Below are 10,591 nucleotides of genomic sequence, written 5' to 3'. Positions count from 1 at the left end.
CCAGCACGAACTCCCACGCGTAGGTGCCCTGCTGGTGGGCGATGCGCTCGCGCACGGCCGTGGTGTCGCCGACGGCGCCCTCGCCGACGAGCAGGACCACGACCCGCTCGGGCCGGTCGGCCTCGTCGCGGCCGGCGAGCTCGTCGCCGACGGCGGCGAGCAGCCGCGCCGTGCCGCCGCGCAGGTCCGGACCGCCCTGCGCGCGCAGCCGCGCGGGCAGCGCGGTGCGGGCCTCGGCGGCGGGGACCGGGACGGCGGGCGGGTGCGCACCGTCGGCCAGGGAACGGGTCAGGTCGTCGCCGGTGGCGAGGACGATCTGCAGGTCACCGGGGTGGCCGTCCTGCTCGGCGAGCAGGTCGGCGACGCCGGAGCGCAGTGCGGGCAGCAAGGGCCGCAGCATGCTGGATCGATCGAGATGAACGGCGAGGAGGGTGGAGCCCGGCTTCGTCACGGCGGCATCATGCCGGATGCCCCGTGACGGGGTGTGAGCACCCCGCCACGCGCGCGCTCAGCGGGCGCCGTCGTCCTCGAGCATCTCCGGGGTCACCGCGGACTCGGTGTCGGGGATGCCCAGTTCGGCCGCCTTCTTGTCGGCCGTCTGCAGCAACCTGCGGATCCGGCCGGCGACGGCGTCTTTGGTCATCGGCGGGTCGGCGAGCTGGCCGAGCTCCTCCAGCGACGCCTGGGTGTGCTCGGCCCGCAGCCGCCCGGCGGCCTGCAGGTGCTCGGGCACCTCGTCGCCGAGGATCTCCAGGGCCCGGCTGACCCGGGCCGCCGCGGCGACCGCGGCGCGCGCGGAGCGGCGCAGGTTGGCGTCGTCGAAGTTGGCGAGGCGGTTGGCCGTGGCCCGGACCTCGCGGCGCATCCGCCGCTCCTCCCAGGACAGCACGCTCTGGTGCGCGCCCATCCGGGTCAGCAGCGCGCCGATCGCGTCGCCGTCGCGGACGACGACCCGGTCGGCGCCGCGCACCTCGCGGGCCTTCGCGGCCACCCCGAGCCGGCGCGCCGCGCCGACGAGCGCGAGCGCGGCCTCCGGGCCGGGGCAGGTGACCTCCAGCGCGGAGCTGCGGCCCGGCTCGGTGAGCGAGCCGTGGGCGAGGAACGCCCCGCGCCACGCGGCCTCGGCGTCGGAGAGGTCCCCGGAGACGACGGGCGGCGGCAGCCCGCGGACCGGGCGGCCGCGGTTGTCGAGCAGCCCGGTCTGGCGGGCCAGGCCCTCGCCGTCGCGGATCACCCGGATCACGTAGCGGGCGCTGCGGCGCAGGCCGCCCGCGGTGATCACGTGGGCGTCCGCGGTGTGGCCGTAGAGCTCGTGGATCTCGCGGCGCAGCCGGCGCGCGACCGAGCCGGTGTCGACCTCGGCCTCGATCACCACCCGGCCGCCCACGATGTGCAGGCCGCCGGCGAACCGGAGCAGCGAGGCGACCTCCGCGCGCCGCGACGACTGCTTGGTGACGGTGAGCCGGCTCAGCTCGTCCTTCACCGTGGCGGTCATGGCCATCGGGAGCTCCTTCCGCGCTGCGGGCTGTCGTCGTGCGTCCCGGGGGTACCGGCCACCTGCGGGCTCAGGGCGGCGAACACGTCGCCCAGGGCACCGGCCAGGGCGTCCGGGTCGTGCCGGGGGGTCGCCGAGCGTGCGTCGGCGACGTCGGCCGGCCAGACCCGTCCACCGGGGACCAGCAGGTCGGCGGCGGCCGTGTCCAGCCGGTCGGCCACGCTCACCGACCCGGTGTCCACCAGGACGGCGTGCGCCCGCAGACCGGGCGCGTGACCGGACAGTACTTCAAGGTGCTGCCCGGGGGAGAAACCGGCGGTCTCCCCCGGCTCCGGAGCCAGGTTGAGCAGCACGACCCGGGCCGCCGCCGTCTCCAGCAGGGCGTCGCGCAGGCCGGGCACGAGCAGGTGCGGGAGCACACTGGTGAACCACGAGCCCGGGCCGAGCAGCACGGCGTCGGCGTCGAGCACGGCACGCACCGCCTCGTCGCAGGCCGGCGGCTCCGGCGGGCGCAGCCACACCCGCCGCACCCGGCCGGGGGTGGACGCGACGGCCACCTGGCCGCGGATGAGGTGGCCGGTGTCGTGGCCCTCGAGCGCCACCTCGGCCTCGATGTCCAGCGGAACCCGGGCCATCGGGAGCACCCGTCCGGCGCAGCCCATCAGCTCGCCGACCGTCTCCAGGGCGCGGACCGGGTCGCCGTCGCGCTCCAGCAGCCCGGCGAGCAGCAGGTTGCCCACGGCGTGCCCGGCGAGCGCGCCGGTGCCGCCGAAGCGGTGCTGGACCAGGCCGGACCAGAAGCGGCCCCGCTCGTCGTCGCCGGCCAGCGCGGCCAGCGCCATCCGCAGGTCGCCGGGCGGGAGCAGGCCGAGCTCGCGGCGCAGCCGCCCGGACGACCCGCCGTCGTCGGCGACGGTCACCACCGCGGTGATGTCCCCGACGACCGGGCAGCGCCGCAGCGCGGTCAGCGTCGCGTGCAGGCCGTGCCCGCCGCCGAGCGCGACCACCCGCAGCCCGCGCGACGCGGGCGCACCGCTCACTCGCGCCCCATGTCGCGGTGCTCGACGTTGACCTGGATGCCCTCGCGGTCGGCCAGGCGGCGGCCGATCTCCTCGGAGATCGCGACCGAGCGGTGCTTGCCGCCGGTGCAGCCGACGGCGACGGTCAGGTAGCGCTTGCCCTCGCGCCGGTAGCCCGCGCCGACCAGGTCGAGCAGCTGCAGGTAGCGGTCGACGAACTCCTCCGCGCCCTCCTGGGACAGCACGTAGTCGCTGACCTCGGTGTCGCGCCCGGTGAAGGGGCGCAGCTCCGGTATCCAGTGCGGGTTGGGCAGGAACCGGACGTCGACGACCAGGTCGGAGTCCAGCGGCAGTCCGTACTTGTAGCCGAAGGACAGCACCGTCACCCGGGTCGCGGCGTGCGCGTTCTCCCCGGCGAAGACGCTCTCGATCCGCGAGCGCAGGTCGTGCACCGACAGGTTCGAGGTGTCGACGACGAGGTCGGCGTCCTCGCGCAGCGGGCGCAGGACCTCCCGCTCGGCGCCCAGGCCGTCGGTGATGCGCCCGGTGCCCTGCAGCGGGTGCGAGCGGCGGTTCTGCTCGAACCGGCGGACCAGCACCGCGTCGGAGGCCTCCAGGAACAGCAGCCGCGGACGGTAGCCGCGCCCGTCGAGGTCCTTGATGACGGCGCCGAGGTCGTCGGTGAACGCGCGGGACCGGACGTCCATCACCACCGCGATCCGGGTGACCTCGCCGCGGGCGCGCGAGCCCAGCTCGACCATCGTCGCGATCAGCTCGGGCGGCAGGTTGTCCACCACGAACCAGCCGAGGTCCTCCAGGACCTTGGCCGCGGTGGACCGGCCGGCCCCGGACAGGCCGCTGACCACCGCGACCTCGATGCCCGGTCCGGCGCCGGGTGCGTCCTCGCTCATGGCTTCTCCCCCTCGCTGTGCAGGGCCGCGACCACCGACTCGGCGGTACGACGGCCGAAGCCGGGCAGGCCGGCGATCTCCTCGACGTCGGCGGCGCGCAGCTTGCGCACCGACCCGAAGTGCTTGAGCAGCGTCTGCCTGCGGGCCGGGCCGAGGCCCGGGACCCCGTCGAGCGCGGACGCCGTCATGCCCTGGGAACGACGCTGGCGGTGGTAGGTGATGGCGAAGCGGTGCGCCTCGTCGCGGACCCGCTGCAGGAGGTACAGACCTTCACTCGTCCGGGACAGGATCACCGGGTCGGTGTCGTGGGGCAGCCACACCTCCTCCAGGCGCTTGGCGAGCCCGCAGACGGCGACGTCGGTGATCCCCAGCCCGGCCAGCTCCGCGGCGGCCGCGTCGACCTGCGGCTTGGCCCCGTCGACGACGAGCAGGTTCGGCGGGTAGGCGAACTTGCGGGGCCGCCCGGTCTCGGGGTCGATGCCGGTGCGCACGCCCTCCCCCGGCGCGACCTCGCCCGACCCGGTCGACGGCGCCGGGTCGTCGGCGGTCTCGGCGAGGTAGCGGCGGAACCGCCGCCGCACGACCTCGGCGATGGAGGCGACGTCGCCCTGCTCGGCGGCGTCGCGGATCTCGAAGCGGCGGTACTCGGACTTGCGGGGCAGGCCGTCCTCGAACACCACCAGCGACGCGACGACGTTCGTGCCCTGGACGTGGCTGATGTCGATGCACTCGATGCGCAGCGGGGCCTGGTCGAGCTCCAGGTTCTCCTGGATCTCCTGCAGGGCGGCCGAGCGGGCGGTGAGGTCGCCGGCCCGGCGCAGCTTGTGCTGGGCGAAGGCCTCCTTGGCGTTGCGCGCGACGGTCTCGGCGAGGTTGCGCTTGTCGCCGCGCTGCGGCACCCGCAGCGAGACCCGCGACCCGCGCAGGCCGGTCAGCCAGCGCTCCAGCGCGGGCGCCTCGGCGGGCAGGACGGGGACCAGGATCTCCTTCGGGACCGGCTGGGCCGCGTCGTCGGCGGCACCGGCCAGTGCGTGCTGCTCGCCGTAGAACTGGGAGACGAACCGCTCGACGAGCTGCTCGGTGTCGGTGGGCTCGACCTTGTCGATGACCCACCCCCGCTGGCCGCGGACCCGGCCGCCGCGGACGTGGAAGACCTGGACGGCGGCCTCCAGCTCGTCCTCGGCGAAGGCGACGACGTCGGCGTCGGTCCCGTCGCCGAGCACGACGGCCTGCTTCTCCAGTGCCCGGCGCAGCGCGCCGAGGTCGTCGCGCAGCCGGGCGGCGCGCTCGAACTCCAGGCCCTCCGAGGCCCGGGCCATCTCCCGTTCGAGCTGCGTGACCATCCGGTCGGTGCGCCCGGACAGGAAGTCGGAGAAGTCCTCGACGATGTCGCGGTGCTCGGCCGCGCTGACCTTGCCCACGCACGGCGCGGAGCACTTGTCGATGTAGCCGAGCAGGCAGGGCCGCCCGATCTGGCCGTGCCGCTTGAACACCCCGGCCGAGCAGGTGCGGGCCGGGAAGACCCGCAGCAGCAGGTCGAGGGTCTCGCGGATCGCCCAGGCGTGGGCGTAGGGACCGAAGTAGCGCACGCCCTTGCGGCGCGGGCCGCGGTAGACGTGCAGCCGCGGGTACTCCTCGTGCATCGTCACCGCGAGCACGGGATAGCTCTTGTCGTCGCGGTAGCGGACGTTGAACCGCGGGTCGTACTCCTTGATCCAGTTGTACTCGAGCTGGAGCGCCTCGACCTCGGTCCCGACGACGGTCCACTCGACCTTCGACGCCGTGGTCACCATCTGCCGGGTGCGCGGGTGCAGCCCGGACAGGTCGGCGAAGTAGGAGTTGAGCCGCTGGCGCAGGCTCTTGGCCTTCCCGACGTAGATCACCCGGCCACGGGGGTCGGAGAAGCGGTACACCCCGGGCGACTCGGGGATGGTCCCGGTCGCCGGTCGGTAGGTGCTGGGGTCGGCCATGGTGACTCCCAGGGTAGAGGCGCGCACCGCCGGTTCCGGCCCGCCCCCGCCGTCCGTGCCACGCCCGGACGGGGTGTAGGGACGCGTGTCGGCGCCGGGCGTCCGCGCGGCGGCCCCGGAACTGTCGGTAGGGTCCGGTACACCTCGTCCTCGAACACGAGTTCGACACCTTCCGAGCCCGAGGAGACCGCCGTGAGCACCGCGCAGGACACCGGCCGCCGGATCGACGTCGGCACCGCGCCCGGCGAGCACGTCCCCGGGGCCCGCCTCGACCGGATCCGCAAGCTGCTGGCGAAGGCGGAGCGGGCCGGCACGCCGGACGAGGCCGAGATCTACACCGACAAGGCGTTCGCGCTGATGGCGCGGCACGGGATCGACGAGGCGCTGCTGGCCGGGCGGGCCGGGCCCGCCCGGGCGGACCCGATCGGGCGCACCCGGGTCGTCGTCGACAACCCCTACAGCGGGGCGAAGGCGCGGCTGCTGGGGTGGACGGCGTCGGCGCTGCGCTGCCGCTGGGTGATGCACGACCAGCGCGGCGGCTCGGTCGCCGCGGTCACGGTGTTCGGGTTCGCCTCGGACCGCGAGCGGGTGGAGCTGCTCTACACCTCGCTGCTGCTGCAGGCCACGGCCGCACTGGCGGCGGTGCGCCCGCCGGACCCGCGCGAGTCGGTCGCGGCCTACCGCCGGTCGTGGATCTACGGGTTCGCCGGGCGGGTCCACGAGCGGCTGCTCGAGGCCGAACGGACCGCCCTGGGCGACGACGAGGCCGAGACCGGGCGGGCCGCCGCGTCGACCGAGCTGGTGCTCGCCGACCGGGGCGCCGAGGTCGACCGGGCCTACGACGCGGAGTTCGGCCGGCTGCGCCGGGCACGCCGCCCGCAGGTGTCGGGCACCGGGTTCCGGCACGGCGCCGCGGCCGCGGACCGCGCCGACCTGGGCGGGTCCCGTCTCGGCGCGCCGACCGGCGTGCCCGGGATCGGGGGCCGGGCCGGCTGAGCCGGCCCGGGGCTCACTCCCCCAGGACGGCGGCGCGGTGCAGCGTGCGCAGGGTGCGGACGTGGCGCACGGCGAGCCCGCGGTCGACGGCCTGGACGGCGAGCACCGACTGGTACTCGTCGTCGGCCAGCTCCAGGCGGGCCGACGCGGCACCGTCGGGGAAGGACACGCCGTACACGTCGGCCCAGTCGTACCAGCGGGCGACGAACACGTTGCGGACCTCGACGCCGCGGGCGTCGGCCCGGACCCGGGGCCGGGCCATGAGCAGCAGGCCGCCGGCGACGAAGGCGCCGATGACCATCATCGCGACCTGGTCGGCGGGCTGGAAGTACACGCCGGTGTTCTCGGCGGGCATGAGGTAGGCGACGATCACGAAGAACACCATCACCGCGGTGGCGGTGACCCAGGCGGTCCAGAGGATCACCCGGGGGCGCAGGGTCACCGCGTCCGGGCCGGGGCCGGCGGGTGCGCCGGGGGCCGCTCCGGACGGGGTCTGCGGCGTCGGCGGGGTCGGCTCGGTCACTGCGGTCTCCCTGTGCTCGCCCGGGGTCACGGGCGGGTCGGCGCGCCGGCGCGCAGGTCGCGCAGCGCCAGCGCCGATTCGAGTGCGGCGGTGCAGGCCTCGGCGCCCTTGTCCTCCGCGGCGCCCGGCGCCCCGGAGCGGTCCACGGCCTGCTGCACGGTGTCGGTGGTGAGCACGCCGTTGCCGACCGGGGTGGACTCGTCGAGCGCGACCCGGGTCAGGCCCGCGGTGACGGCGTCGCAGACGTACTCGAAGTGCGGGGTGCCGCCGCGGACGACGACCCCGAGCGCGACGACGGCGTCGTGGCCGCGGGCCAGCTCCTGGGCGATCACCGGGAGCTCGACCGTGCCGGGCACCCGCACGACGGTGGGCTCCACACCCGCCTCGCGGGCGGTGGCGACGGCACGCTCCAGCAGCCGGTCGACGATCTCGGCGTGCCAGCGGGCCGCCACCACCCCGACCCGCAGTCCGCTCGCGTCCAGCTGCGTGGCCCCGGTGGGCCGGCCCTCACCGCTCATGGCACCGATTCTCGCCGGTCGGCCCCCGCGCCGCGGCACGGGGGTCGGCCGGTGTCCGGTGCCCGACACAACGGTCGCGACGTCCGTTCCCGCCCGGCCACCGGTCAGCGCGCCGGCTCGGAGGCTCCGCCGGTGGCGCCGAGGTCGGGCAGGTCGTGGCCCATCCGGTCGCGCTTGGTGCGCAGGTAGCGCAGGTTCTGCGGGGTGGGTCGCACCGGCATCGGCTCGCGGCCGATCACGCGCAGCCCGTAGCCCTCCAGCCCGGCGCGCTTGTCCGGGTTGTTGGTGAGCAGCCGCATCGACTTCACGCCGAGGTCGGACAGGATCTGGGCGCCGATGCCGTAGTCGCGGGCGTCGGCGGGCAGGCCCATCGCGAGGTTGGCGTCGACGGTGTCCGCGCCCGCCTCCTGCAGCTGGTAGGCCTGCAGCTTGTGCAGCAGGCCGATCCCGCGGCCCTCGTGCCCGCGCATGTAGAGGACCACGCCGCGGCCCTCCTTCGCGACCGCCTCGAGCGCCGCGTCGAGCTGGGGCCCGCAGTCGCAGCGCAGCGAGCCGAGTACGTCACCGGTCAGGCACTCGGAGTGCACCCGGACCAGGACGTTCTCGCCGTCGTCGGCCGGGGTGGCGACGTCGCCCATCACCATCGCGATGTGCTCGGTGCCGTCGAGGACGGAGTCGTAGCCGTAGGCGAGGAAGTCGCCGTGGGCGGTGGGGATGCGCGCGGTCGCGACCCGCTCGACGTGCTTCTCGTAGCGGCGCCGGTAGGCGATGAGGTCGGCGATGGTGATCAGGGCGAGGTCGTGGTCGGCGGCGAACACGCCGAGCTCCTCGCCGCGGGCCATCTCGCCGGTGTTCTTCTCCGAGACGATCTCGCAGAGCGCGCCGGCCGCGGGCAGGCCGGCCATCCGGGCCAGGTCGACGGCGGCCTCGGTGTGCCCGGGGCGGCGCAGCACCCCGCCCTCGCGGGCCTGCAGCGGCACGACGTGCCCGGGCCGCACGAGGTCCCCGCGCTCGGAGGCGGGGTCGGCGAGGGTGCGGATGGTGTGCGCCCGGTCCTGCGCCGAGATCCCGGTGGTGATGCCCTCCTTCGCGTCCACGGTGACCGTGTACGCGGTGCGGTAGGAGTCCCGGTTGGTGTGGTGCATCGGCGGGAGGTCGAGGCGCTCGCAGGTGTCCCCGGTGAGCGCGACGCAGACGTAGCCCGAGGTGTAGCGGACGGTGAACGCCAGCAGCTCCGGGGTCGCCTTCGCCGCGGCGAAGATGAGGTCGCCCTCGTTCTCGCGGTCCTCGTCGTCCATCACGACGACGGGCTTGCCCTCGGCGATGTCGGCGATCGCCTTCTCGATCTGGGCGAAGCGCTCCGCGCGCTCCGACGGCGACATGGCGGTGTGCGGGGCGTCGGGCAGCTTCCCCGACACCTGCCCGCCCGGGGTGGACTCGATCGGCTCGCTCACCGGGCGGCCCCTTCCTGTCCGGACCCGGGTCCCTGCAGGTACCCCGCGGTCATGCGTTCCACGTACTTGGCGATCACGTCGACCTCCAGGTTGACCGGATCACCGGGGGCGCGCGACCCCAGGGTCGTCTCGGCCAGGGTGGTCGGGATCAGCGCGACGCCGAACCCGTCCGGGTCGACGGCGGCGACGGTGAGGGACACGCCGTCCACGGCGATGGAGCCCTTCTCCACGACGTAGCGGGAGAGCTCGGCGGGCAGGGCGAAGCGGACCTCGTCGCTGCGTTCGCCCGGGGTGCGCGAGACCACGGTCCCGACGCCGTCGACGTGGCCCTGCACGATGTGGCCGTCGAGCCGCCCGCCGGCGGGCACGGCCCGCTCCAGGTTGACCCCCGACCCCGCACCGACCGCGCCGAGCGAGGTCCGCTTGAGCGTCTCGGGGACCAGCTCCAGGGTGAGCGTCGCCGCGCCCGGGCGGTCGACGACCGCGGTCAGGCAGCAGCCGTTCACCGCGACCGACTCCCCGTGCCCGACCTCGGCCGCGAGCGCGGCGCGCACGGTCAGCACGACGACGTCGTCGTCGGTGCGGACGTCGACGACCTCGCCGACCTCCTCCACGATCCCGGTGAACATCGGTCCGTCCCTCCTACTGCGGCGGCCCGGTGGGCCCGGGTGCCGGTCGTGCGTCGATGACCACGTCGTCACCGGCGCGGTGCACCTCGTCCACGTGCAACCGCACGATGTCGGCGATCGTTCCCACGCCCACGTCACCGAGGGCGTGCGGTCCCGCGCCGAGCAGGGCCGGGGCGAGGTGCACGAGCACCCGGTCGACGAGCCCGGCGGCGACGAACGCCCCGGCGAGGGTCGGCCCGCCCTCGAGCAGCACGTCCACCACGGTGCGGCGGGTGAGCTCGGTCAGCACCTCACCCGGGTCACGGGTGCGCAGGTGCAGGACGTCGGTCCGGTCCAGCCGGGCGCCGGACGGGACGTCGCGGTGTCCGACCACCACCGGGAGGGGCTGGTGGTCGAGCAGCGTGCCGTCGGGCCGGCGGGCGGTCAGTGCCGGGTCGTCGGCCAGGACGGTACCCGTCCCGGCGACGATCGCGTCCATCCTGCGGCGCAGGTCATGCACCTGTGCGCGGGCGCCGGGGCCGGTGATCCAGCGGCTGGTGCCGTCGGCGGCGGCGACGCGGCCGTCGAGGGTGGTGGCGACCTTCCAGGTGACGTGCGGGCGGCCGGTGCGCTGGCGGTGCAGCCAGCCGCGCAGCGGCCCGCGGGCGACCTCCTCGGCGAGGGTGCCGAGCGTCACCTCGACGCCGGCGGCGCGCAGGCGCTCCAGCCCGCCCGCGGCGACCGGGTTCGGGTCGGCGAGCGCGGCGTGCACCCGGGCGACGCCGGCGTCGAGCAGCGCGTCGACGCACGGCGGGGTGCGCCCGGTGTGGTTGCAGGGCTCCAGGGTGACCACGGCCGTGCCGCCCCGGGCACGGTCGCCTGCCTCGGCGAGCGCGGCGCGCTCGGCGTGCGGCCCGCCGGGCGGGGCGGTCGCGCCCACCCCGGCGACGGCGCCGTCGCGGTCCAGGATCACGCAGCCGACCGCGGGGTTCGGGCTGGTGCTGCCGTGCACCTCCCCGGACGCGGCCAGGGCGCGGCGCATCGCCGCGGTCACCGTGGTGACCCCGGGTGCCGTCGCGCCGTCCATCGCCGCGTGC

The 10,591-nt window shown here is 75.7% G+C and carries 11 protein-coding genes; 1 reads left to right on the top strand and 10 read right to left on the bottom strand.

Annotated elements, in window-relative coordinates; all coding sequences use genetic code 11:
- The 5 genes from WJX68_RS02335 to uvrC form a co-directional block, all read right to left on the bottom strand.
- A partial coding sequence (locus WJX68_RS02335) for a hypothetical protein (RefSeq protein WP_340285870.1) occupies nt 1–400 on the bottom strand: 400 nt, incomplete at its 3' end.
- A 108-nt stretch (nt 401–508) separates the two neighbouring features.
- Entirely contained in the window at nt 509–1,501 is a 993-nt protein-coding gene (whiA, locus tag WJX68_RS02330) for a DNA-binding protein WhiA (RefSeq protein WP_340285869.1), read from the bottom strand.
- The gene (locus WJX68_RS02325) at nt 1,492–2,508 is read right to left on the bottom strand and encodes a gluconeogenesis factor YvcK family protein (protein WP_340285886.1); all 1,017 of its coding nucleotides are present in this window, start codon (nt 2,506–2,508) and stop codon (nt 1,492–1,494) included. The genes whiA and WJX68_RS02325 overlap by 10 nt, the downstream gene beginning before the upstream one ends.
- A gap of 23 nt (nt 2,509–2,531) precedes the next feature.
- Nucleotides 2,532–3,425 (bottom strand): RNase adapter RapZ, encoded by an 894-nt coding sequence (gene rapZ, locus WJX68_RS02320; RefSeq protein ID WP_340285868.1) that lies wholly within the window; start codon nt 3,423–3,425, stop codon nt 2,532–2,534.
- Nucleotides 3,422–5,395 (bottom strand): excinuclease ABC subunit UvrC, encoded by a 1,974-nt coding sequence (gene uvrC, locus WJX68_RS02315; RefSeq protein WP_340285867.1) that lies wholly within the window; start codon nt 5,393–5,395, stop codon nt 3,422–3,424. The genes rapZ and uvrC overlap by 4 nt, the downstream gene beginning before the upstream one ends.
- A 192-nt stretch (nt 5,396–5,587) precedes the next feature.
- Here uvrC and WJX68_RS02310 point away from each other — a divergent pair, with 192 nt between their 5' ends.
- A complete protein-coding gene (locus WJX68_RS02310; RefSeq protein WP_340285866.1) occupies nt 5,588–6,391 on the top strand; it encodes a DUF2786 domain-containing protein in 804 nt (267 codons plus the stop codon).
- 13 nt (nt 6,392–6,404) lie between these two features.
- Here WJX68_RS02310 and WJX68_RS02305 read toward each other — a convergent pair whose 3' ends face one another.
- The 5 genes from WJX68_RS02305 to ribD form a co-directional block, all read right to left on the bottom strand.
- The gene (locus tag WJX68_RS02305; RefSeq protein ID WP_422785637.1) at nt 6,405–6,833 is read right to left on the bottom strand and encodes a PH domain-containing protein; all 429 of its coding nucleotides are present in this window, start codon (nt 6,831–6,833) and stop codon (nt 6,405–6,407) included.
- A 107-nt stretch (nt 6,834–6,940) separates the two neighbouring features.
- The gene (gene ribH / locus WJX68_RS02300) at nt 6,941–7,432 is read right to left on the bottom strand and encodes a 6,7-dimethyl-8-ribityllumazine synthase (protein WP_340285864.1); all 492 of its coding nucleotides are present in this window, start codon (nt 7,430–7,432) and stop codon (nt 6,941–6,943) included.
- A gap of 104 nt (nt 7,433–7,536) precedes the next feature.
- Nucleotides 7,537–8,814: a bifunctional 3,4-dihydroxy-2-butanone-4-phosphate synthase/GTP cyclohydrolase II gene (locus tag WJX68_RS02295; RefSeq protein WP_340285885.1), complete on the bottom strand. Its 1,278-nt coding sequence runs from the start codon at nt 8,812–8,814 to the stop codon at nt 7,537–7,539.
- Between the two features lie 68 nt (nt 8,815–8,882).
- The gene (locus WJX68_RS02290) at nt 8,883–9,515 is read right to left on the bottom strand and encodes a riboflavin synthase (RefSeq protein ID WP_340285863.1); all 633 of its coding nucleotides are present in this window, start codon (nt 9,513–9,515) and stop codon (nt 8,883–8,885) included.
- A 13-nt stretch (nt 9,516–9,528) separates the two neighbouring features.
- Nucleotides 9,529–10,581, bottom strand: a complete 1,053-nt coding sequence (ribD, locus tag WJX68_RS02285; RefSeq protein ID WP_340285862.1) for a bifunctional diaminohydroxyphosphoribosylaminopyrimidine deaminase/5-amino-6-(5-phosphoribosylamino)uracil reductase RibD — start codon at nt 10,579–10,581, stop codon at nt 9,529–9,531.
- Nucleotides 10,582–10,591: the final 10 nt, after the last annotated feature.

The organism is Pseudonocardia spirodelae (assembly GCF_037727765.1).
In the GTDB taxonomy this organism is placed as follows: domain Bacteria; phylum Actinomycetota; class Actinomycetes; order Mycobacteriales; family Pseudonocardiaceae; genus Pseudonocardia; species Pseudonocardia spirodelae.
This window is presented reverse-complemented; position numbering and strand designations above follow the sequence as displayed.